Origin of the sequence: Paraburkholderia sp. (genome assembly GCF_047605525.1) — a bacterium.
Taxonomy (GTDB): domain Bacteria; phylum Pseudomonadota; class Gammaproteobacteria; order Burkholderiales; family Burkholderiaceae; genus Paraburkholderia.
The window spans coordinates 42,231-63,893 of record NZ_JASGFN010000015.1; the positions used below are offsets into that span (position 1 = coordinate 42,231).

General features: G+C 63.5%; 20 protein-coding genes. 14 read left to right on the top strand and 6 right to left on the bottom strand.

Annotated features, from left to right (window positions below; genetic code table 11):
* Nucleotides 1–18 precede the first annotated feature (18 nt).
* The 3 genes from QM685_RS21545 to QM685_RS21555 all read left to right on the top strand — a co-directional run bounded on the left by QM685_RS21545 (nucleotide 19) and on the right by QM685_RS21555 (nucleotide 4,075).
* A complete protein-coding gene (locus QM685_RS21545; RefSeq protein ID WP_415119110.1) occupies nucleotides 19–327 on the top strand; it encodes a hypothetical protein in 309 nt (102 codons plus the stop codon).
* A complete protein-coding gene (locus QM685_RS21550) occupies nucleotides 324–1,700 on the top strand; it encodes a DHA2 family efflux MFS transporter permease subunit (protein ID WP_415119112.1) in 1,377 nt (458 codons plus the stop codon). Before QM685_RS21545 ends, QM685_RS21550 begins: the two co-directional genes overlap by 4 nt.
* A gap of 518 nt (nucleotides 1,701–2,218) precedes the next feature.
* Nucleotides 2,219–4,075, top strand: a complete 1,857-nt coding sequence (locus tag QM685_RS21555; RefSeq protein ID WP_415119412.1) for a potassium transporter Kup — start codon at nucleotides 2,219–2,221, stop codon at nucleotides 4,073–4,075.
* A gap of 116 nt (nucleotides 4,076–4,191) precedes the next feature.
* Here the strand turns inward: QM685_RS21555 and QM685_RS21560 are convergent, their stop codons facing one another.
* A complete protein-coding gene (locus tag QM685_RS21560; protein WP_415119114.1) occupies nucleotides 4,192–5,196 on the bottom strand; it encodes a LysR family transcriptional regulator in 1,005 nt (334 codons plus the stop codon).
* Nucleotides 5,197–5,803: 607 nt separating this feature from the next.
* Here QM685_RS21560 and QM685_RS21565 point away from each other — a divergent pair.
* From QM685_RS21565 to QM685_RS21600, 8 genes are all read left to right on the top strand, one after another.
* On the top strand, nucleotides 5,804–6,727 hold the full coding sequence (locus QM685_RS21565; protein WP_415119116.1) for a VOC family protein: 924 nt from the start codon (nucleotides 5,804–5,806) through the stop codon (nucleotides 6,725–6,727).
* A 53-nt stretch (nucleotides 6,728–6,780) separates the two neighbouring features.
* Nucleotides 6,781–7,635, top strand: coding sequence for a 2-hydroxy-6-oxo-6-phenylhexa-2,4-dienoate hydrolase (gene bphD / locus QM685_RS21570; RefSeq protein ID WP_415119118.1), 855 nt, complete (start codon nucleotides 6,781–6,783; stop codon nucleotides 7,633–7,635).
* Between the two features lie 20 nt (nucleotides 7,636–7,655).
* Complete coding sequence (locus QM685_RS21575; protein ID WP_415119120.1) at nucleotides 7,656–8,003, top strand: hypothetical protein; 348 nt, start codon at nucleotides 7,656–7,658, stop codon at nucleotides 8,001–8,003.
* 29 nt (nucleotides 8,004–8,032) lie between these two features.
* Complete coding sequence (locus QM685_RS21580) at nucleotides 8,033–9,583, top strand: bifunctional 3-(3-hydroxy-phenyl)propionate/3-hydroxycinnamic acid hydroxylase (protein WP_415119122.1); 1,551 nt, start codon at nucleotides 8,033–8,035, stop codon at nucleotides 9,581–9,583.
* Between the two features lie 82 nt (nucleotides 9,584–9,665).
* On the top strand, nucleotides 9,666–10,454 hold the full coding sequence (mhpD, locus tag QM685_RS21585) for a 2-keto-4-pentenoate hydratase (protein WP_415119124.1): 789 nt from the start codon (nucleotides 9,666–9,668) through the stop codon (nucleotides 10,452–10,454).
* A 14-nt stretch (nucleotides 10,455–10,468) separates the two neighbouring features.
* A complete protein-coding gene (locus QM685_RS21590; RefSeq protein ID WP_415119126.1) occupies nucleotides 10,469–11,419 on the top strand; it encodes an acetaldehyde dehydrogenase (acetylating) in 951 nt (316 codons plus the stop codon).
* Nucleotides 11,420–11,424: 5 nt separating this feature from the next.
* Nucleotides 11,425–12,450, top strand: a complete 1,026-nt coding sequence (gene mhpE, locus QM685_RS21595; protein WP_415119128.1) for a 4-hydroxy-2-oxovalerate aldolase — start codon at nucleotides 11,425–11,427, stop codon at nucleotides 12,448–12,450.
* A gap of 86 nt (nucleotides 12,451–12,536) precedes the next feature.
* Nucleotides 12,537–13,628 (top strand): porin, encoded by a 1,092-nt coding sequence (locus QM685_RS21600; protein ID WP_415119130.1) that lies wholly within the window; start codon nucleotides 12,537–12,539, stop codon nucleotides 13,626–13,628.
* 154 nt (nucleotides 13,629–13,782) lie between these two features.
* Here the strand turns inward: QM685_RS21600 and QM685_RS21605 are convergent, their stop codons facing one another.
* Nucleotides 13,783–14,661, bottom strand: coding sequence for a cupin domain-containing protein (locus QM685_RS21605; protein ID WP_415119132.1), 879 nt, complete (start codon nucleotides 14,659–14,661; stop codon nucleotides 13,783–13,785).
* Nucleotides 14,662–14,829: 168 nt separating this feature from the next.
* On the opposite strand from QM685_RS21605, the gene QM685_RS21610 reads away from it, so the two are divergent.
* Complete coding sequence (locus tag QM685_RS21610) at nucleotides 14,830–15,315, top strand: MarR family winged helix-turn-helix transcriptional regulator (RefSeq protein ID WP_415119134.1); 486 nt, start codon at nucleotides 14,830–14,832, stop codon at nucleotides 15,313–15,315.
* A 42-nt stretch (nucleotides 15,316–15,357) separates the two neighbouring features.
* Here QM685_RS21610 and QM685_RS21615 read toward each other — a convergent pair whose 3' ends face one another.
* Complete coding sequence (locus QM685_RS21615; RefSeq protein ID WP_415119136.1) at nucleotides 15,358–16,146, bottom strand: SDR family NAD(P)-dependent oxidoreductase; 789 nt, start codon at nucleotides 16,144–16,146, stop codon at nucleotides 15,358–15,360.
* A gap of 179 nt (nucleotides 16,147–16,325) precedes the next feature.
* Between QM685_RS21615 and QM685_RS21620 the strand changes: the two genes are divergently transcribed.
* Entirely contained in the window at nucleotides 16,326–17,648 is a 1,323-nt protein-coding gene (locus tag QM685_RS21620) for an MFS transporter (RefSeq protein ID WP_415119138.1), read from the top strand.
* The gene (locus QM685_RS21625; protein WP_415119140.1) at nucleotides 17,645–18,451 is read left to right on the top strand and encodes an SDR family NAD(P)-dependent oxidoreductase; all 807 of its coding nucleotides are present in this window, start codon (nucleotides 17,645–17,647) and stop codon (nucleotides 18,449–18,451) included. Before QM685_RS21620 ends, QM685_RS21625 begins: the two co-directional genes overlap by 4 nt.
* Nucleotides 18,452–18,481: 30 nt before the next feature.
* Here the strand turns inward: QM685_RS21625 and QM685_RS21630 are convergent, their stop codons facing one another.
* Genes QM685_RS21630 through QM685_RS21640 form a run of 3 tightly spaced genes read right to left on the bottom strand, consistent with a single transcriptional unit; the run spans nucleotide 18,482 to nucleotide 21,645 of the window.
* The gene (locus tag QM685_RS21630; RefSeq protein WP_415119414.1) at nucleotides 18,482–20,035 is read right to left on the bottom strand and encodes an aldehyde dehydrogenase family protein; all 1,554 of its coding nucleotides are present in this window, start codon (nucleotides 20,033–20,035) and stop codon (nucleotides 18,482–18,484) included.
* Entirely contained in the window at nucleotides 19,983–20,849 is an 867-nt protein-coding gene (locus QM685_RS21635) for a transporter substrate-binding domain-containing protein (RefSeq protein ID WP_415119142.1), read from the bottom strand. The genes QM685_RS21630 and QM685_RS21635 overlap by 53 nt, the downstream gene beginning before the upstream one ends.
* Nucleotides 20,850–20,895: 46 nt before the next feature.
* Nucleotides 20,896–21,645 carry an amino acid ABC transporter ATP-binding protein gene (locus QM685_RS21640; protein WP_415119144.1) on the bottom strand — a complete coding sequence of 250 codons (750 nt, stop codon included), beginning with the start codon at nucleotides 21,643–21,645 and terminating at the stop codon, nucleotides 20,896–20,898.
* Nucleotides 21,646–21,663: the final 18 nt, after the last annotated feature.

Below are 21,663 nucleotides of genomic sequence, written 5' to 3' on the forward strand. Positions count from 1 at the left end.
TCTTTGATAGGACGAACCATGAGCTTCGTTGCGATCTTTTTCGCGGGTGCCTTCCTGTGCAACGCGATGCCGCATCTCACCGCAGGTCTGCGCGGCGAGGTGTTTCCTTCTCCGTTCTCGACGCCGCATGGCAAGGGGCCGTCGTCGCCGCTGGTCAATTTCCTGTGGGGCATCTTGAACGCATTGATCGGTCTGGCGCTGCTGGTTCACGATCCGTTCGCGCCCGGCGTGAACGTCGATAGCGCGGCGCTGCTCGTCGGCGTAGTGGTCACGGGTGTTTTCACATCGGTTCATTTCGGCCGTGTACGTCGCGAAGGTCTGTTTTGAGCGCGACGCAGCGCGATCAGCTCGATCCGCTGGTCTGGAAAATCACCGCCGTCGCCGTACTCGGCTCGCTGCTCGCGCAGCTCGATGCGACTATCGTCAACGTGTCGCTGTCGAATCTCGCGCAGGATCTCCATGCCACGTTGCCGGCCATTCAGTGGGTAACGAGCGGGTATCTGCTCGCGCTCACGCTGGTGCTGCCGCTCAACGGCTGGCTGATCGACCGGATCGGCGGCAAGGCGCTCTACCTGTGGTGCTTCTCGTCGTTCACGCTCAGTTCGCTGCTGTGCGGCTTTGCATGGTCGGCTGATGCGCTGATCGGCTTCCGTCTGTTGCAGGGCGCGAGCGGCGGTCTGCTCGCACCGATGGCGCAGTTGATGATGAAGCGCGCGGCGGGTAACCAGTTCACCCGCGTGGCCGGCTACGCGACCGTGCCGATCCTGCTCGGGCCGTTGCTCGGGCCGGTGATCGCCGGCTTCATTCTTCGCCATGCGTCGTGGCGTTGGCTGTTTCTCGTCAACCTGCCGGTCGGCGTGCTGGCACTGATGTTGTCGGTGCTGTTCCTGCCCGACGATCGTGAAGTTCGTCGGCCGCGCGAGCTGGATTGGCTCGGTCTGGTCCTGCTGTCGCCCGGACTCGCATTGATATTGTTCGGCGCGGAGCGCATCCGGCAGCATGTGGGCATCGTCGCGATGGTTGCGGGCGTCGTGCTGCTGGTCCTTTTTTTGCGGGTGGAAACGCGCAAGGCGGGGCGGGCGCTGATCGATCTGAGCCAGTTTCACAACCGCACGTTCACGCTGGCGGCGGTTGTGCAGTTCCTGTCGAACGGTGTGATGTTCGCGGGGCAGATGTTGATTCCGCTCTTTCTCATTCAGGCGTGCGGCCGTTCTCCCGCGGCGATGGGCTGGCTGCTCGCGCCGCTCGGTCTGGGAATGATGGTCGCGTTTCCGCCGCTCGGTTTTCTGACGGGGCGCTTCGGCGGTCGTGCGGTCGCGACCGGTGGCGCGTTGCTGTCGCTTGCCGCGACGTTGATGCTGGCGTGGCTGGCCTCACGTCCGCTGCAGGTCGCAACGCTCGTGCTTGCGTTGTTCGTGCGCGGCGCCGGGCTCGGCGCGACGGCGCTGCCGGCGATGTCGGCGGCCTACGCGTCGGTCGAGCCGCGCAATCTGCCGATGGCGACTACGACGCTCAACATCGTGCAGCGGCTCGGTGGGCCGACCTTGACGACGCTCTGCGCGCTGGTGCTGGCGGCGTTGCTCGGCGCGCACCCGACGCTTGTTGGGTTGAACGCATGGGAGGCAACGTTTCTGCTGCTTGCCATGCTGCATGCGGTGATGGCAGTGATGGCGGTGCGGCTGCCGGGGCGCACGAAATGACCAGCGAGCGCTGGCTGTTGGCGCACACGATAGCGGCGACACAAGCACATGGACGACGACCACCACGAAGTCATGCAGCGCGATATCCAGTCGGTCCGTCGGCGACGTGCTGGTGAACAACGCGGGTATTACGCAGGATGCCAGGCTCATGCGCATGACCGAAGCGCCCACCGGCCGTTCCGGCTCGGGAATTCGATTATTCGGATGAATGCATTCCACCATGACAGGTTCGCGAAAGCAAAGCGTTCAATATTTTTGCCGGAAGTTCCTATACTTGCTCTAGCGCGCCAACAGAATGGGCCGCACGACGCGAAGACCATTCATGCCAGGAAGGCGAAAGAAGTCGCATAAGCAAAGAAGTCGCATAAGAGAAGTGAGAAGAGGCGGCAATACGAAGCGAAAGCTGCGCGGCCATCTGTGCCCGCATGCCACAGCATGAGGAGGGAGACGTGGGATCATCCGCATCCACCGCGCCGGCGGACGCTCGCCCTGGCGACTCCGGCCCGCATCGCCCGGCCATGCCCGCGCTCGCGTTGGCCGCGCTTGGCGTGGTCTATGGCGACATCGGCACGAGTCCGCTCTATACGCTCGCCACTGTATTCGATCCCGGCAATGGGCTAGCGCTCAATGCTTTCAATCTTGTAGGCATCGTCTCGCTGATCTTCTGGTCGCTGATGATCGTCGTGTCGCTCAAGTACGTCGCGCTGATCTTGCGCGCCAACAACCACGGCGAAGGCGGCATCATGGCGCTTCTCGCGCTCGCGGCCTCGTCGGTCTCGTCGCGGCCGCATCTGCGTCGCACGTTGCTCGTGGTCGGCGTGATGGGCGCGGCGCTTTTCTTCGGCGACAGCGTGATCACCCCGGCCATCTCGGTGCTGAGCGCGGTGGAAGGCCTCGAGGTGGCGGAGCCCGGGCTCAAGACCTATGTGATTCCGGTGACGCTCGCCGCGATCATCGTGCTGTTCGTCATGCAAAAGCGGGGCACGGGAGGCATCGGCGCCGTGTTCGGTCCGGTGATGGTGCTCTGGTTCGTCGTGATCGGCGTGGCAGGCATCGCCAACATCCTCGCCGCGCCGGTCGTGCTGGTCGCGCTCAATCCGCTGCGCGGGCTCGCGTTCTGCGTGCATCACCGCTGGCTCGCTTTCGTCGCGCTTGGCGCAGTCGTTCTCTCGCTCACGGGTGCCGAGGCGCTATATGCCGACATGGGCCACTTCGGCAAGCAGCCTATCCGCCTCACGTGGTTCTGCGTGGTGTTTCCCGCGCTCGCGCTGAACTACCTCGGCCAGGGCGCGCTGCTACTCGCGAACCCCGGCGCGGTGCAAAACCCGTTCTATCACCTCTTTCCGCAATGGTCCATCGTGCCGATGATCGTGCTCGCAACGGTCGCGACAGTCATCGCGTCGCAGGCCGTCATATCGGGCACCTACTCAATGGCGATGCAGGCGATGCAACTCTCGTTCCTGCCGCGCATGAACATCGTGCATACCTCGGAGCGCGAGAAAGGCCAGATCTACGCGCCCGGCATCAACTGGATTCTGCTCGTCGCGGTGGTCGCGGCGGTGCTCGGCTTCCGCTCGTCCACGGCGCTCGGTTCCGCTTACGGCATCGCCGTGACGGGCACGATGCTCATCACGACTGTCCTCACGTTCTTCGTGGTGCGTTACGCGTGGCACTACAACTGGCTGCTGTGCGTGTTCGCCACGGCTTTCTTCTTCGTGATCGACGCGATGTTCTTCTCGGCCAACCTGCTCAAGATCGTGGACGGCGGCTGGTTCCCGCTCGTGATCGGCGGATTGATGTTCACGATCATGGCGACATGGGGACGCGGCTGGGAGATGATGGCTGCCGAGGCGCGCGTGCGCGCGGGCGAGACGCCGCTCAAGCCCTACCTTGCGGCGCTGCTGCGAAGCTCGCCGGTGCGCGTGGGCGGCACCGCGATCTTCCTTACGCCAAACGCCGACGCCGTGCCGCATGCGTTCGTCAACAACCTCCGGCACAACCGCGTGATGCACGAACGCGTCGTGTTCCTGAGCGCGAAGACGAAAGACGTGCCCTGGGTGGCCGAAAGCGAGCGTGTGGAGGTCGAGCCGCTGTGCCCCGGCTGCTATTACGTGATCGTCAACTACGGATTCAAGGACGAGGTCGACTTGCCGCGCACGCTCGCGTCGTACAGGTCCGCGGAACTCACGTTCGATCTCGACGAAACTTCGTGGTTCCTGAGCCGTGCGCTGGTCGTGCCCAAACGCGGGCACGGCATGGCGCTCTGGCGCGAGCGTCTGTTCGCGGTGATGCTGCACAACGTCGGCAACATCGCGGCGTTCTTCAACCTGCCGGCCAATCGCGTGATCGAAGTGGGCGCGCGCGTCGAGATCTAGCCGGCGTTCGACCTGGTGTCAGACGTAACTCAATAGATGCCCGCAACTTCAATGCATCGACGGACATGTGTACGCCCAACAAAGCACCCAGGACAAGTCCATCGCCCTATGCGTCTTTATCCAGTACCTGCTGATGCCGGGTTGCCGTATTCGCCCGCGGCTTCCGCCCATCCGGCGGCGAGCTCCCGGATGCTTTCGCGAACCTGTTGGCGGAACCAGCATTGCGACGCATCGCGGTCGCTCGCCTTGGTCCAGGCCATGATGATCTTCAGCGGCGGGAATGTCACCGGCGGCTCGAAAATCCGGATCGGCAGCACGGCCTGGAACGGTCGCGCGAGCGACAGCGGTATCGCCGCGATGCAGCCGGTCGCGGCCACCATGTGCGGCAGCGTCGTGAATTCGGGCAACAGAAACTGATCATTCTGCGTGAGACCGGCTCCCGCCAGCGTATCGCGTTCGATGCTCGCGTTCACGCGTGAGCCGAGATTGAAACTGATGTGCGTATGCCGCAAGTACGCGTCCTGGTCGAGCCCGGCCAGCGACGGCGCATGCCTTGTCGATTCGATGCAGACCATCTGGTCGGTGAACAGATACTCGTACTGGTAATCGGAGTTCTCGTTAAACAGATTGAGGCCCGACCAGTCTGATACTTTTTCAGGGGCGATCACCATGTCGATCATGCCCTGCCGCATATCCTCGCCCGAGCTCCTGTCGCCATGAACGAACTGCACGCCCGCTTTCGGAGCGTTGCCGTTCAGCCGCTCGTGCAGAGGCGGCACCAGCAGAAAACTCAGCCAGTCCGCCGAGGCGATCCGGAAGCGGTTGGTGATCTCGCCAGGATCGAATTCGAGCGTTCCGAGCAGCGCCTCGCCCGCGAGCTGGAATCGTTCCAGCTGCGGCAGCATCGCCTTCGCCTTCTCCGTCAGGAGCAACTCCCGCCCGTTGAATACCAGCAGTTCGTTGTCGAATACTTCGCGCAGACGTTTCAGACTACCGCTCACCGTGGACTGGGTCAGATGCAGTTCCTTCGCGGCTATCGTCACGTTTCGATGCTTCAGCAACGTATAGAGGATCGGCAACAGATTGAGATTGACGTTACGAAGCTGGTTCGATTGGCTCATGACTGGTCTCGTCGTCGTTTGCTGACCCGCGCGGCAATCTTCGCCTTCGGGGATCGGGAATCCTCCGGCGGACCGTGCCGGCGCGCAATCGGGAAATGCCCGCCATCCCCCCATCTGCCTGTTGGCGTTTTTACCTAATCGGCTCCGCCAATACCTCCTATGGAAAACGGCGGTTTCCGTTCACGCTGCCCGCGTACCTATACTTGGTCCCACATTAAAACACGCGTGGCGTCGTCGAAGCGGCATTCGGCGCGCTGTACCCGCGTGTCGAATACGAAACGCTGAAGAACACCGGCGACTGCCCGATGCACGAACTGCCGGTTGACCTGGCAACCGCCATCGACACATTCATCGCGCGCCATCGCTGACACGGCTTTCGTCTGCTACATGAATTGTTGGTACACCAACGACAAGCAAACGTTCGGGAAGGAATACGACATGAGTTCGGCTCGCATGCGGTCGCGCTTCGCCCCGACCGCTTCGTCATGGCGAGCGATGCAACGGGACTGCGCATGCCCGCACCTTGATGCCGACCTCACGCGCGGATGGACCGTCAATCACCGGCCAATCCGCGATCTTTAAATCGCAATACGAACAAGGAGAAGTCATGCACAGCGTATCGACGCTCGGATATATGGTCCTCGGAGTCAGCGATCTCGCGGCATGGGAAGGGTTCGCCGTCAACGTGCTCGGTTTGCAGGTCGGAAAGCGCGTGGCCGGCGAATCGCTCGGCCTGCGGATGGACGATTACGAACAGCGCATCCTGCTGCTCAAAAGCGACATCGACGACTTCCTCGCGGCCGGCTGGGAGTTCGAAACGGATGCGCAGCTCGACGCGTTCGTCGCCCAGGTGCGTGCCCGCGGCGTCGAAGTCGCCGAGGAAGGCAGGGCGGTTGCCGGGCAACGCCGCGTGACGCGGCTCTTCGTCTGCGTGGACGACGACGGTATTCGCCACGAGTTCTATAGCACCGCATATCGGGCCAACACCCGCGACACGTTCCACTCGTCGGTGTTGCGCGGCGGATTCTGCACCGGGCGCTTCGGGGCGGGCCACTTCGTCACCGTGCCGAAGCAGAGCGCGCGCGCAAAAGCGTTCTGCGAGGACATCCTCGGCCTGAAACTCAGCGACACCATTCAGGGCGACGCCGCGCCGGGTCTGACGGTAGACGTGACCTTTTTCCACGCGCGCGCCGGCCGCCACCATTCGCTCGCGATCGCCGAGGTCCCGTTCCCTGCGCGCAAGCGCATCCACCACATGATGATCGAGTGCACCGACCCCAACGACGTCGGCCTCGCCTACGACCGCTGCAAGGCGGCCGGCGTGCCGATCCTGATGGAGCTCGGCCATCACCCCAACGACCAAATGTTCTCGTTCTACCTGATCTCGCCCTCGGGTTTCGCAATCGAATTCGGCGCGGGCGGCATCGTCGTGAACGACGACACGTGGGAAATCAGGCGCTACACCGAGCTCAGCGACTGGGGCCACGAGCTCAACCCGCCGCCGGACGCACCGGCTTCGAACGCGCATTGAAACCACCCGCACCCGTAAAGCAGCGAAATACCACTAGCCACTGGAGCAAAAAAATGTCCTTCACCGAAGCCGATACCAGCAAGTTCGTGACGATCAATGAAGCGGGCCTCGAGAACTTCACCATCCATTTCAACGACGCTGGCAGTGGTCCGGCGATCGCCATGCTGCACGGCGGCGGCCCCGGCGCGAGCGGCTGGAGCAACTACTACCGTAACCTCGACGCGCTCGTGAACGCCGGCTATCGCGTATTGCTCCTCGACAGCCCGGGCTTCAACAAGTCCGGCGAGATCGTCACCGACGTGCCGCGCCCGCTGATCAATGCACGCGCTACCAAAGGCGTGCTGGACGTTCTCGGCATCGACAAGGCCCATCTGGTCGGCAATTCGATGGGCGGTGCGTCGGCCATGAGCTTTGCGCTGGAATTTCCCGAACGGCTGGATCGCCTGGTGCTGATGGGACCGGGCGCGCAAGGTCCGAGCATCATCCAGCCGCAGCCGGGGGAGGGCATCAAGCGCATGTTCAGGCTCTACATGCAACCCACCTATGAGAACTTCGAGGCCATGCTCGAGGTATTCGTCTACGACCCGCAAGCGATTACCGAAGAGTTGCGTAAGGGGCGATGGAGCAACATCGAGTCGAACCTGAATCACCTGAGGAACTTCGTCGAAAGTTCGCGGCTTTGCCCCGTCACGAAGTGGGACCTGACTGCCCGCTTTCCGGAGATCGCGCATAAAACCCTGGTTACGTGGGGGCGCGACGACCGCTTCGTACCGCTCGATCATGGCCTGCGCATGATCAACACCTTCCAGGACGCACGACTCCATATCCTGCCGAAATGCGGTCATTGGGCGCAATGGGAGCACGCCGAAGAATTCAACCGGCTGGTCATCGATTTCCTGAGGAGCTGAAAGCGGCGGGCTTTTACATCGTGTCCACGGTGGCCGATGTCGACGTGCTGATTGCAGGCGCATTCGTCGCGTGCTTCGGCGGGGGCATCGTCATGCCGCTGATGCTGAACTGGATCATGGTGCGCCTGCCGTTCGCCCAGCGCGGCTGCGGCGCGGGTGGCTACATGGCGGCCTTTTTCCTCGGCAACTTTCTCAGCCCATTGGTCGTGACCGCCGGGGCGGCCAGGGCAGGTGGCCTGTTCGCATCGATCGGGGTGCTGTCCGCGGTCTGCGCGGCGGTCGCCGTCGTATCGCTGATTCTGGTGCTGCTCAGGCGCGGTCCCACCGAGGCCGTGAGCGCGCACGTCAATATTCCGTTGCCGCATTGAAGCTGCAAATCATTTGGTGGAACCATCTCATGAAAGAACGTTATGACGCCGACGTCGCCATCGTCGGCTATGGTCCGAGCGGCGTCGTTGCCGCACTCACGCTGGCGAAATACGGCATCTCCACCGTGGTATTCGAACGGTACCGCGACATTTACCCGCGTGCCCGCGCCGTGACCGTCAACGACTGGACCATGCGTATTTTCCAGAGCCTGGGAGTCGACGAACCCGTTCTGAAATGCATCGATCCGCAACGCGCGCTGCGCTGGATGCGCTACGACGGCACCGAGATCATGCGCATCGAGCATCCTCCTTCGACGCTGGGTACCAGGCCGCGCTTCTTTAACATCTACCAGCCCACGATGGAGGCGACGTTGCGCGAATGCGCAAGCCGGCATGCGCGGATCGACGTGCGCTACGGGATGGAGGTGGTGTCGCTGGAGCAGGATGAAACGGGCGTCACGGTGACGGCAAAGGATGCCGCAACGGATGCCAGGACCAGCACGCGCGTGCGCTATGCGATCGGCTGCGACGGCGGGAGCAGCGCGACCCGTGGCGCCCTCGGTGTGAAGCTGCTCGGCGACACGCTGGAAGTGCTGTGGATCGTCGTCGACTGCCGGGTGAAGCGCTGGTGGCCGGACCGGAATCTGCTGACCTTCTGGTCCGACAAGGAGCGGCCGGTCGTGGACATCGCGCTCTCCGGCGGCAATCACCGCTGGGAGCTGCCGCTCAAGCCGGGCGAAACCGAGGCGGACTTCGCGACGAACGACCAGGTGTGGCCGCTGCTCGAGGCGCTCGGCGTGAGCGCGGACGACGTCGAAATTCACCAGCACGCGTTCTATCGCCACCACACCCGCATGGCGGACAAGTGGCGAGTCGGGCGCGTCTTCCTGGCCGGCGATGCGGCGCATCTGATGCCGCCATGGGCTGGCGCCGGCATGCAGACCGGTATGCGCGACGCGTTCGATCTCGGCTGGAAGCTTGCGGGCGTGATCAACCGGACCTTGCCCGAGCATTTCCTCGATACCTACGAAGCGGAGCGCCGGCCCAACGCGGAGTTCTACACGCAACTTGCCGTTCAGCTTGGCCGCGTCATCAAGCAGGAGCTTTCGGAGGAAGAACAGGCCGCGCTCAGTGCGCCGCCTGCCGAGGACGCACCGGAGCCGCCGCTGATCGCGCCGCCGGTGCTCGCCGCCGGATGGCTGCGCGGCCCGCTCGCCGAGGACAGCATCGTCGGCCGCATGGTGCCGCAACCCGTCGTCGGCGACACGCGCGGGGTGATGGCGCGCCTCGACGATCTGCTGGGCGACGGCTTCGTGCTGCTTGGGGATGACGTCGATCCCGCGACGCTGCTCACCCCCGCGGAGAAGGACGAGTGGAACCGGCTCGGGGCTCGCTACATCGCCGTGCGTCAGCAGGACCAGCACACCCAGGGGCCCGACGAACTGATCGACCTGGACGGCGTATTGCGCCCCTGGCTGCGCAAGTACGGTGCGCGCGCAGTCGCATTGCGACCCGACCGGTTCGTGGCCGCCGCCGATGTGAGCGGACTGTCGGTGCCCGCTTGTCCCATCGCCGCATAGGCGGCAACCCGTGGCGCGAAATACGACGCGCGGGTGGCCGTAGCGCCGCCCGTACAGAACGATCGAAGAAGGAGCTTTACCGATGCTCGACATCACCGTAGTGAATACACTTGCCACCCGCCTGCGCAATGCCGAAGCCGCGCGCCGAACCATCGCGCCCGTGCGCGGCGAGATCGCCACGCACGACATGGCCACCGCATACGCCGTGCAGCAGGCCAACGTCGATCTGCGCGTGGCGAACGGCGAGCGCATCGTGGGCCGCAAGATCGGTCTCACGTCGCTCGCGGTGCAGAGGCAACTGGGCGTCGATCAGCCGGATTTCGGCACGCTGTTCGCTTCGATGGCTTACGGCGACGGCGAGCCGATTCCGCTTTCGCAACTCATCCAGCCGAAGGTGGAAGCCGAAATCGCGCTCGTGCTCGAACGCGACCTCACGCATGAGAAGCACACCTTCGTCGATATCCTGCGCGCCAGCGCGTATGCACTCGCGGCGCTCGAAGTGGTGGACAGCCGCATCGAGAACTGGGACATCCGCTTCGTCGATACGGTGGCGGACAACGCCTCGAGCGCGCGCTTCGTGCTGGGCAGCCGCCCGGTGCCGCTCTCGCGGATCGACCTCACCGCATGCGCGATGGAACTTGCGTGCGATGGCGAGATGCTGTCGCGCGGCAACGGCGCCGCGTGCCTCGGCAATCCGCTGAACGCCGCCGTATGGCTCGCGGACCGCATGGCTCAGCTCGGCACACCGCTGCGCGCGGGCGATGTCGTGCTCACGGGCGCGCTGGGCCCGATGGTGGCCGTCAAGGCGCCGGGCACGTACAGCGCGCAGATCGAAGGGCTCGGCAGCGTCCGCGCGACTTTTACCGCCTGATTCAGGGGACTTGCATGGCTTCGGAAAAACTCAAGGCCGCGATCATCGGCTCGGGCAATATCGGCACGGATCTGATGATCAAGATCCTGCGCAACGACCGCCATCTGGAGATGGCCGCAATGGTGGGCATCGACCCGAACTCGGATGGCCTCGCGCGCGCCGCTCGCCTTGGCGTGGCCACCACGCACGAAGGCGCGCAGGGCCTCACGCGTCTGCCGTGCTTCAAGGACATCGACTTCGTGTTCGATGCAACGTCGGCCGGCGCGCATGTGAAGAACGACGCGCTGCTGCGCGCGCACAAGCCTTCGATCCGCGTGATCGACCTCACGCCCGCCGCGATCGGCCCGTACTGCGTGCCGGTGGTGAATCTCGACGCGCAACTCGACGCGCTCAACGTCAACATGGTCACCTGTGGCGGCCAGGCGACGATCCCTGTCGTCGCGGCCGTCTCGCGCGTCGCGAAGGTGCACTACGCGGAGATCGTCGCGTCGATCAGCAGCAGGTCGGCCGGCCCCGGCACGCGCGCGAACATCGACGAATTCACCGAGACGACCTCGAAAGCGATCGAAGTGGTGGGCGGCGCCGCGAAGGGCAAGGCGATCATCGTGCTTAATCCCGCCGAGCCGCCGCTGATGATGCGGGACACCGTCTACACACTCTCCGCCGTTGTGGACCATAAGAAGGTCGAGCAGTCGATCGAGGAAACCGTTGCGAAGGTGCGCGCCTACGTGCCCGGCTATCGGCTCAAGCAGAAAGTGCAATTCGACGAGATTCCCGCGAATGCGCCGTTGAATATCCCGGGTCTCGGCAAGTTCAGCGGTCTGAAGACTTCGGTGTTCCTCGAAGTGGAAGGCGCCGCGCACTATCTGCCCGCGTATGCCGGCAACCTCGACATCATGACTTCGGCCGCGCTCGCGACCGCCGAACGCATGGCGCAGACGCTGTTGAGCGTTCAGGGAGCGTGATCGCCATGAGCAAAAAACTCTATATCTCCGACGTGACGCTGCGCGACGGCAGCCACGCCATTCGTCACCAGTACTCGATCCAGAACGTGCGGGACATCGCCTGTGCTCTGGACCGAGCGAAAGTGGACAGCATCGAAGTCGCGCACGGCGACGGCCTGCAAGGCTCGAGCTTCAACTACGGCTTCGGCGCGCATAGCGACCTCGAATGGATCGAGGCGGTCGCGGACGTCGTGAAGCACGCGAAGATCGCGACGCTGCTGCTGCCCGGCATCGGCACGATTCACGATCTGAAGGCCGCGTATCAGGCCGGCGCGCGCGTCGTGCGAGTCGCCACGCATTGCACGGAAGCGGACATTTCGAAGCAGCACATCGAATATGCGCGCGAACTCGGCATGGATACGGTCGGCTTCCTGATGATGAGCCACATGACCACGCCGGAGAACCTCGCCGTCGAAGCGAAGAAGATGGAGAACTACGGCGCGACCTGCATCTACGTGGTCGACTCGGGTGGCGCGATGAACATGAGCGACGTGCGCGCGCGCTTTCGCGCATTGAAAGCGGTGCTGAAGCCCGACACGCAAACCGGTATTCACGCGCATCACAACCTGAGCCTCGGCGTCGCGAACTCGATCGTCGCGGTCGAGGAAGGTTGCGACCGCATCGACGCGTCGCTCGCGGGCATGGGCGCGGGGGCGGGCAATGCGCCGCTCGAAGTGTTCATCGCGGCGGCCGGGCGCGGGGGCTGGAATCACGGCACCGATCTGTACACGCTGATGGACGCCGCCGACGACATCGTGCGGCCGTTGCAGGACCGGCCGGTGCGCGTCGATCGCGAGACGCTCGCGCTCGGCTATGCGGGCGTCTATTCGAGCTTCCTGCGGCATGCGGAAGTGGCCGCCGGCAAATACGGACTGAAGGCCGTCGACATTCTCATCGAGCTGGGCCGGCGCCGCATGGTGGGCGGCCAGGAAGACATGATCGTCGACGTCGCGCTCGACTTGAAGAAGCGCCAGCAGGAAACGCAGTCCTGATGGAAGCCGGCCACGGTGACTGTCGAAGCGTGAACGAATCCCTATGAGTTCCGTGTAGAACATAAAAATCAGGTTTGGAGACACAGATGAAAAAGCGCTACGCTTTAGTATGTTTTCTGGTACTTCCGGTTGAAACTGCTTTTGCACAAAGCAATGTCACGATGTATGGCTTGCTCGACGCCGGCGTATCGTACATATCGAATCAGGGCGGACATTCCGTCGTAAAGTTCGACGACGGAATCTACGCGCCGAACCTGTTTGGTATTCAGGGTGCTGAAGATCTGGGGGGCGGCACAAAAGCAATCTTCAAGCTGGAGACGCAGTTTCAGTTCGGGTCGGGCGCGACGATGCAACCGGGGATTTTCGGGCGCAACGCGTACGTCGGGCTCGACGATCCGCGCCTCGGCAAGTTGACGTTGGGGAACGTCTACGAGTTCATGTTTGCGTCGCTGACAGAAGGCCTGAACACACCGGGTCTGATTTCCGGCGGTCTATATAGCTTTGCGGCGGGCCCGTTCCAGAACCTCGGAATTCCTCAAAACCCGACGGGCTGGTTTGGATGGTCCCGTACGAACGGCATACCCATCAACAATTCGGTCAAGTACCAGTCGCCCCGGATCGGTGGGGTTTCCTTTGGCGCACTGTATTCCTTCGGTGGCGTTGCGGGATCGTTCGGATCGAACTCGGGTATGAGTTTCGGCCTGAACTATGATCGCGGTCCATTCGGACTCGGCGCCGCTTATACCGAGCAGAAGTATCCCGGCGCCGTCAATGGTTCTCCGCAGGTTCCGGTTCGAAACTGGGGTGTCGGCGTTCATTACGCGCTGGGTCCCACAATGACCTCCGCAAGCTTTGTGACGGTCCGAAATGAGCTGACGGGCGCATACGCGTACGCTGGGCAACTTGCGAGTAACTGGCAAATGACGCCCGCGCTTTCACTCGGCATGAGTTACATGTACATGAAAGGCAATGATGTTCTATACGGTAATCACGCCAACCAGTTGAACGCGATACTGAGCTACTCGCTTTCCAAGCGCACGATGGTCTACGCGGAAGGTGCCTGTCAGCGGGCAAACGCCGGCGCGCACGCCGCCATCAATGGAATCCTCAGTCCTGACGGCTCCTCGGGCGGCGCCTCACAGGCGATTGCCCGGATCGGGCTGCGAACCACGTTCTGAGCGGTGAATTGTCACAAATGCGAGGCCGCGAAGCACTTCAAGGGGGAAATACTGGTTGGCTATGACCTCATGGTCGTGTGATCTTCGACACGTCGACCGCTCCGATTTTCGCTGGATCGAAATCCGCTTCCACCGGGCGGCCGGCCCGCTTCTTTTACGCAGGGTCGAAATCAACCGGTGCGCGATTGGCGAAGCGCAGCGGATCCCCGTGCGCGGAAGTGAATCCATAGAGCTCGGGTGAAATGGGTCCTTCCTCCCACATGGACGGGCCATCCGCCCACACCAGCACACTTGCTCCAAATCTGGACGTATAACTAACCTGCGTTTGCGGCTCGAGCACAACAAAATCCCCGGTCTTTGCGCTCGACGTGGTTCCGCGAGACGCGAAAGTGACATCCCCCGCGAGCACGTACATGTCGACCAGCGCACCCAGGCGATGAACCGGCACCTTTGTGCGTGGAAGCAACATCAAATGTGTCATTCGACGATTGACCCGCGTATGCGCGTAGTCGTATACGAGCCGGCGCGTCAGCCCCGCCACGCGTGTGCCGCTCGCCTGGACCGCTTCGAGCGTGATGCTCAGATCGGGCAGATGCTCCGGAAACTCGTTTTCGAAATCGGTGTGCCGGTTGCCCGCATGCAGCGTGTGCGTGACATCGGCACCATATGCAACGGGACCCTCCATGCGCCCGACCGTCAGAGTGGGTTGGTAAGCGATAGCGTCGTGCGTCGAGCCCGCGAAGTTCACGCCGAGCTGACCGGCACCGGTCGTGCCCTGGAAGTCGGTGAGCGACCCTGACAGGAAGTAGCTGAACGCGGTGCCGAGATGCTGATGAACGCCCGTGCGGGTCAACGTATCGAACGACATGAAGCCAAACGAATGGCCGGTTCGATCGTCGCGGCGAACGATCTTCTGTGCGAGTCCGCCTTTGCCCACGCTCTGCCACGGCGTGTCCGATACGTCGAACACATAGACGCCAGCCTCGCGCATGGCATGGACGGCACGGTGTGCGGGTTCGGTGGGTGCATGCATGTTTGTCTCCGGAATTTCTCTCATGGACGAAAAGGGGTGCCGGTCTCACACACGGCATTTGATATCATTTGATAATATATTGGCCGGTCGGCCCGCGGCCGTCAATGAGTATTTTCTTTGGTGCGCCCCGCACGCATAATCATCAACTTCGAGTCGCCCGATTTCGCCATGCAATTCAAGCAACTTCCTGCCTACCAGATCCGTCTTGTCGCCGAATCGATTCTCGACATGGCCGAAGAACTCTTCGCGCGCCACCTGGAAATACGCGTGCTGGACTGGCGCGTGCTGGCCAAGCTTGCGGACAGGCCCGGCAGCATCCCGACGGAAATCGGCCGCGACATCCTGATGACGCCCGTACAAACGGGGCGCAGCCTGCTCAGGCTGCGCGAGCTTGGTCTCGTGCTGGCCGTTCCCGATCCCGAAGACGGCCGCGCAACACGCTACACGCTGACGCAGCCCGGCTACTCGGCATACGAAGCGGGCATGAAGATCGTGCTGGCGGTGCAGGATTTCGCGCTGCGCGAGCTCGGCGCGGTGGAGCGGGTTGCGCTCGACGAACTGCTCGGCAGGCTGATGAGCAGCACGAGTTACACGGCAGCCGACCTCGAGCAGGTGTCGGCGCAACTGTTCGGCGGCAAGCGCAGCCGCGCGTAGGCGGGGCGGCAACTCACGCGCAATGCCGCCACATCGCCCGCGTCACTGACGTGCGCGCCGGTATTCCTCGTACGACGAACCGGTGATCAGCGACAGGCCGCCGTCGATATCGAGCGACGTGCCGGTGATCATTCTCGCGGCGGGACTGCCCAGAAAGAGAATGGCCCCGGCGATATCGTGTGGTTCGAGCCAGGCGCCCAGCGGCACCATCGCGGCCACTTTCCGCCGGTCTGCTTCGCTGGTTGCGTTCCTGGTCATCGCCGTGAGAACGGGCCCCGGGCACACCGCATTGACGCGAATGCCGTCGCCGGCCAGCTCGAACGCCGCATGTCGCGTGAGCCCGAGTATGCCCGCCTTCGCCGCGGTGTAGGCGACGCCCCCCGTGTATGACACCCGTTTCGACGCCAGCGAGGCGACGTTGACGACGGCGCGTCCCTTTCCAGCCTTGAGCAGCGGCATCATCTGCTGGATACAGAAGAAGCTGCCCGAGAGATTGACCGAGAGAACGCGCTCCCATTCATCGACCGTCGTTGTTTCGAACAGGCCGCGCGAGACGATACCGGCGCTGTTGACGAGCAGGTCGATCGCGGGTGCGACCTGCGCGATGGCGTCGACCGTCTGCCTGACGGAGGCCTCGTCGCCGATGTCGATCGCAAAGGGCACGAGCGCCAGGCCGTCCGCGTCGAACTGCTCGCGCATCCGTTCGAGCGCCTGCGCATCGCGATCGAGCGCGACGATACGCGCGCCGCGGCATGCGGCGGCGTGCGCCGTGGCGTGGCCGATGCCGCTCGCGGCGCCGGTGATTGCCGCCGTCATTCCGTTGAAGTCCATTTCGTCTCCAGTCCCATGAAAGAGGGTTGCTGTGTATGTCACGTGTCCTCGCGAACCGCCGAGGGCCAGGGATAGTCCTGGCACGGTGGCTCGGGACAGCAGCGAGTCTCGCGTATATATTATCAAATGATATCAAATTGAGCCACGTAATCGATGCGTGGCAACGGAGACACACAGTCATGAGCGAAGCCCTCGACCCCGCAATCCCCGCGCCCGCCGCCCGGGCGACGGACACCAAGACCTTCTGGCGCCTGATTCCGATCATTCTGGTGAGCCTGATCGTCAATCAACTGGACAAGGTGAACGTCGCCTTTGCCAAGCTGCAGATGGCTCCGGACATCGGTCTATCGAACACCGCCTACGGACTCGGTGCCGGCATCTTTTTCATCGGCTATTGCCTGTTCGAGGTGCCGAGCAACATGATTCTCCATCGCGTCGGCGCGCGCGTATGGATCACACGCATCCTCATCTCATGGGGCGTGCTCTCGGCGTGCACGATGTTCGTGACCGGGCCGGGATCGTTCTACGTGCTGCGTTTTTTGCTTGGCGTCGCGGAGGCCGGCTTCGCGCCGGGCGTAATGCTGTATGTCAGCCAGTGGTTTCCGGCCCGGACCCGCGGACGGATCATCGCGATCTTCATGACCGCGTTGCCCATTTCGGGTGTCGTCGGCAGTCCGTTGTCCGCGTGGTTGATGACGTCCGCGCCCGACGCGATGGCATTGCGTGGCTGGCAATGGATGTTCCTCTGCGAAGGTTTGCCCGCGGTGCTGTGCGGCCTGCTGTTCTGGCTGCTCGTGCCGAACACGATCGACGACGCGGCCTGGCTCACGAGCGCAGAAAAGGCGGCCCTGAAAGAGGAGGTAGGCGCGAGCGCGCATCACGCCGGGAGCTTCGCCAACGGACTTTCCGATCCGCGCGTCTGGCTGCTTTGCCTGTTGTACTTCTCGTTCGTCGCCGCGCTCTATGGCGTGAGTTTCTGGCTGCCGACATTGATCAGGACATTGGGCTACTCCGGCATTCGTGAGATTGGCGCCATGACGGCCGTGCCGTACGCGGCGGCCGTGGTGACCATGCTCGTTCTCGCGTGGAGTTCGGATCGAACCGGCGAGCGGCGCAAACATCTCGCGGTTGCCGCGCTGCTCGGCGCGGCCGGTCTGGTTCTGAGCGTGTTGTCGCGTGCGAACCCGACGTGGTCCTTCATTGCGCTGGTCGTTGCGATGGCGGGCATCGTCACGACGATTCCCCTGTTCTGGAACCTTCCGACGGCCTTCCTGAAAGGAGCGACAGCCGCGACCGGATTCGCGCTGATCACGTCGATCGGAAATCTGTCCGGGTTTGTCGCGCCGTTTCTCGTCGGCATGGTGGCCGATGCGACCGGCAATACTGCGGTGGCAATGTATGCACTCGCCGGCGTGGCGGTCTTCGGCGCAATTCTGACTGTTCTCATTCCGGGCGCGCTGGTCGAGAGCCGCCGCTCGAGTTCTTTCGAGGTCGCACGATGAATCTTGCAGCGCATACCGGTTACACGGACACACCGTCGACGAACCGCGCGGAGGCTCGCGTTGCGCTCGTAACGGGGGGAGCAAACGGCATAGGGGCGGCGATCTCGGCCCGGCTTGCCGCGGAAGGGATAAGCGTGGCTGTCGCGGATATCGACCTCGGCACCGCTGCAAGGTTGGCGCGGGAGATCGAGGGTAGAGGCGGCAAAGCCGTTGCCGTGCAAATGGACGTTGCGGATCCCGGTTCGATAACGCGCGCATTCGATAGCGTCGAGCGGACCTACGATCGCTGTGACATTCTCGTCAGCAACGCGGGCATTGCAGGTGTGGCGTCGTTTGTCGATTGTTCGCTGGAAGTCTGGGAGCGGGTGCAAAAGATCAACGTAACCGGCCCCATGTTGTGCGGCCAGCATGCGGCACGGCTGATGGTACGGCGTGGCTGGGGGCGTATCGTCAATATCGGCTCGGTCAGCGGTGTTCGGGCCGGCTTCGGGCGTACCGCGTACGGAACGTCGAAGGCGGCGCTCATCGGGCTCACGCGCCAGATGGCGATCGAACTCGCCGACGCAGGCATCACGGCCAACTGCGTCGCGCCCGGCCCGATCGACACGCCGCTCACTCGCGCGCATCACTCCGCCGAAACGCGCGAGTCGTATCGGCGGACCGTACCGATGCGTCGCTACGGCACGCCGGCCGAAGTTGCCGCGATAACGGCGTTTCTGTGTTCGGAACAGGCGTCGTATGTCACTGGGCAGGTGATGGCTGCGGATGGCGGCTTTCTGGCTGCTGGCATCCTCGAAGTCTAGTCGCGCACCGGGATCGATGGCGCCGCGCCGCTACCGCAGAAGCGTCGGATCGATGTTCACCGAGCGTAGATCGCTGTAAGCCCGCAGGCCGAGCGGTGACAGCGCGATCGACCCGTTGCCCGAGTTCTTGTGGCCGATCCACCCCAGCCGCGCATCGACGAAGTTGCAGCGGTTGACGTACACCGTTCCCGTTTCGGTCTCGTCGATGAAGCGCTGCGCACGCTCCCGCGAGCGCGTGAAGATCGATGCGCTGAGGCCGTAGCGGCTCGCGTTGACGAGCTCGATCGCGCGTTCATCGGAGGCGACGCGCATGACGGGCAGCACCGGCCCGAAGGTTTCTTCGCTCATCACGGCCATGTCCGGTGTGACCTCGGAGAGCAGCGTCGGCGACAGAAACAGCGCGCCGCCGATGCGCTCGGTGTTGCCGCCGGTGACCACCGTCGCGCCTTTCGCGCGCGCGTCGTCGATCATGCGTGTGAGATCCTCGACCGCGCGTTTGCCGCCGAAGAGGGGGCCGAGCGTGGTGTCCGGCTGCATCGGGTCGCCGCAGCGCTGTTCTCGCATGACGCGCGCGGCGGCATCGAGAAAGCGATCGTGAAGACTTTCGTGGACGAACACACGCTTGACCGCGCAGCACGATTGCCCCGAGTTGTGCAGGCGCCCGATCTTCACGGTCCATTCGACCGCGCCGTCGAGATCCGCGTCCTCGGCGATGAAGGCCGCGTCGTTGCTACCCAGTTCCAGCGACATGCCGATGAACGGCTTTCGCACGGGCTGGCTCGCGCGGCGCGCCACGCTGGTCTGAATCGCGCGTCCGCCCTGAACCGAGCCCGTGAACACCACATGATCGATATCGGCCTGCTCGATGATCCGCGCCGACACGTCGTAGTCGACCGTGACATTCACCAGCAGCGGCCCGATCCCGCCCGTCTCGCCGAACGCACGCTCGAAATGCCGGCCGACGGATGGCGTCGTCGTGTGCTTGAGCAGCACCGCGCTCCCGGCGAGCAGCGCGCACATGGTTCCGTTGATCGCGCAAAACAGCGGGTAATTCCACGGCGTAATGATGTACACCACGCCCTTGGGCACGAACTCGATGCGCCCGGCAAAATCATTCGTGTGATAGCGCGCGAGATCGTGCGGCGCGAGGGCCCCGTCCGTGGCGAAGCGGCACATGAACTCGGCGCGCTCGATCATGTAGTCGACCTCGGCGGCCGCGGCATCGATGGGCTTGCCCATTTCACGCGTGACGTCGCGGGCGATCTCGTCCTTGTGCGCGCGGAAGTAGTCGAGCGCCCGCAGCAGATGCGCGGCGCGTCCGGCGGGTGAGCGTTTGGCCCATGTCCGCGCGGCGCCGCGCATCGACGCGATGCTTCGCCTGACGTCCTCCAGGCTCTCCGACGGCACCGAAAAAAGCCGCTCTCCGGTGAACGGGTTGTCCAGTTCGATCATGCTCATATGCGAGGTTCTCCACGGCGTGCCGCGCGTGTCCGGCAGCCGGCAATCCGGTTGATGTGATGGACAGTGAAGTTCAGCGCAGCACCGTGTTGATGCTGGAGCTTCCGTCAGGCGGCGGGTTGAGATAGCCGTTCAGCACCACCTCCTGCAGCCGGCCCGAGGTGTATTTCTTGACCGCCTGTTCGAAGGTGCCGTCCTGCCTCGCCTGAGCGATCAGCTTGTTGACGTACAGGCGCAGGCTGTCGTCGCCGCGCCGCACGGCCGGCGCGCCCCAGCTCACGCCGAACGAGACCTTCGAGAGCTGCATGTCGGGGTCGCGGTTCGCGGCGGGCAGCAGCGCCTTCACGTCCTCGGTCAGCCCGTCCGCGCGATGCTGCTTGAGCGCCACGATCGCATCGTTCATGCTGTCGAGCAGGACGAGGTGAATGTCGGGATAGTTCTTGTGCACGTACTGCGCCTGCCAGCCGCCTTTCATCGACAGCAACGTCTTGCCGTTGAAATCATCGAGCTTCGTGTATTGCTCGCCGCGTCGCACGAGCACGCCCGATGCACCCCAGTTCGTCGAGTCGGCGAAATCGACCACGCGCTTGCGCTCATCGGTTGGCGACATCGTCGCGATCACCAGATCGACCTTGCCGCTGATCAGCATCTGCATGCGCGTGGCGGAGGTGACGCAGGTGAACGCGGCCTTGTTCGGATCGCCGAAAGCATTCTTCGCGATGTAGCGCGCAAAGTCGACGTCGATGCCTTCCGGCTTGCCCTGTGCATCGAGAAACGCCGCCGGCGGCGCGTCGCACTTGACGCCGACGTTCAGCTGGCCAGCCTTGCTGAGCGTCGGCGGCAGCGCGGTGTCGGCTGCGCAGGCCACGCGGCACAGCGCCGCGCACAGCGCGACTGCCGCCACGGCCAGAGTCTGGGTCTGCCTTGCGTTCATCATCATGAAGTTCCTCAACGAACACCTGTGAAGGGTGAAGGGAAGCGCGCCGTTACTTGTGATTGGCGACGAAACGGCGGGCGCGCTCGGTCGCCGGGTGATCGAAGAACACCTCGGGCGGACAGGACTCGAGCACCGTGCCCTGATCCATGAACACGATCCGGTTCGCGCAGCGCTGCGCAAATCCCGTCTCGTGCGTGACGATGATCGAGGTCAGGCCATCGGTCGTGAGGTCGTCGATGATCGCGAGTACTTCGCTCACCGTTTCGGGGTCGAGCGCGGAAGTCGGCTCGTCGAACAGCATGACGTCGGGCTGCATCATCATCGAACGCACGATTGCGATGCGCTGCTGCTGTCCGCCGGAAAGCTGCCCCGGATAAGCGTCGGCTTTTTCATAGAGGCCCACGCGCTTGAGCAGCGCGCGGGCGCGCACGTCCGCATCTTCGCGGGACAACACCTTCTCGCGCACCGGGGCGAAGCACAGGTTGCGCAGCACCGTGAAATGCGGAAACAGCGAGTAGTCTTGAAAGACCATGCCCATCTTGCGACGCACTTCGCGCCAGGCGGTTTCGTTCAGGTGCGTGATGTCGCGGCCCTTGTAGACGATCGACCCGCCCATGGTCTTCTCAAGCCCGTTCAGGCAGCGAATGAAGGTGCTTTTGCCCGACCCGCTCGAACCCATCACGACGATGCGCTCACCCGCCTGCACGCTCAGATCGATTCCCTTGAGCACTTCGAGTTCGCCATAGGTCTTGCGCAGCGCCCGGGTCTCCAGGATCGGTGCTTCCCTTGCTTCTGACATAGAACACTCCGGTAAGTC

What these genes read in the sequence shown, in the direction of transcription:
- QM685_RS21545 (WP_415119110.1), top strand. Translation starts at nt 19, where the DNA reads ATGAGCTTCGTTGCGATCTTTTTCGCGGGTGCCTTCCTGTGCAACGCG.
- QM685_RS21555 (WP_415119412.1), top strand. Translation starts at nt 2,219, where the DNA reads ATGCCCGCGCTCGCGTTGGCCGCGCTTGGCGTGGTCTATGGCGACATC.
- QM685_RS21560 (WP_415119114.1), bottom strand. Translation starts at nt 5,196, where the DNA reads ATGAGCCAATCGAACCAGCTTCGTAACGTCAATCTCAATCTGTTGCCG.
- QM685_RS21565 (WP_415119116.1), top strand. Translation starts at nt 5,804, where the DNA reads ATGCACAGCGTATCGACGCTCGGATATATGGTCCTCGGAGTCAGCGAT.
- bphD (WP_415119118.1), top strand. Translation starts at nt 6,781, where the DNA reads ATGTCCTTCACCGAAGCCGATACCAGCAAGTTCGTGACGATCAATGAA.
- QM685_RS21580 (WP_415119122.1), top strand. Translation starts at nt 8,033, where the DNA reads ATGAAAGAACGTTATGACGCCGACGTCGCCATCGTCGGCTATGGTCCG.
- mhpD (WP_415119124.1), top strand. Translation starts at nt 9,666, where the DNA reads ATGCTCGACATCACCGTAGTGAATACACTTGCCACCCGCCTGCGCAAT.
- QM685_RS21590 (WP_415119126.1), top strand. Translation starts at nt 10,469, where the DNA reads ATGGCTTCGGAAAAACTCAAGGCCGCGATCATCGGCTCGGGCAATATC.
- mhpE (WP_415119128.1), top strand. Translation starts at nt 11,425, where the DNA reads ATGAGCAAAAAACTCTATATCTCCGACGTGACGCTGCGCGACGGCAGC.
- QM685_RS21600 (WP_415119130.1), top strand. Translation starts at nt 12,537, where the DNA reads ATGAAAAAGCGCTACGCTTTAGTATGTTTTCTGGTACTTCCGGTTGAA.
- QM685_RS21605 (WP_415119132.1), bottom strand. Translation starts at nt 14,661, where the DNA reads ATGCATGCACCCACCGAACCCGCACACCGTGCCGTCCATGCCATGCGC.
- QM685_RS21610 (WP_415119134.1), top strand. Translation starts at nt 14,830, where the DNA reads ATGCAATTCAAGCAACTTCCTGCCTACCAGATCCGTCTTGTCGCCGAA.
- QM685_RS21615 (WP_415119136.1), bottom strand. Translation starts at nt 16,146, where the DNA reads ATGGACTTCAACGGAATGACGGCGGCAATCACCGGCGCCGCGAGCGGC.
- QM685_RS21620 (WP_415119138.1), top strand. Translation starts at nt 16,326, where the DNA reads ATGAGCGAAGCCCTCGACCCCGCAATCCCCGCGCCCGCCGCCCGGGCG.
- QM685_RS21625 (WP_415119140.1), top strand. Translation starts at nt 17,645, where the DNA reads ATGAATCTTGCAGCGCATACCGGTTACACGGACACACCGTCGACGAAC.
- QM685_RS21635 (WP_415119142.1), bottom strand. Translation starts at nt 20,849, where the DNA reads ATGATGATGAACGCAAGGCAGACCCAGACTCTGGCCGTGGCGGCAGTC.
- QM685_RS21640 (WP_415119144.1), bottom strand. Translation starts at nt 21,645, where the DNA reads ATGTCAGAAGCAAGGGAAGCACCGATCCTGGAGACCCGGGCGCTGCGC.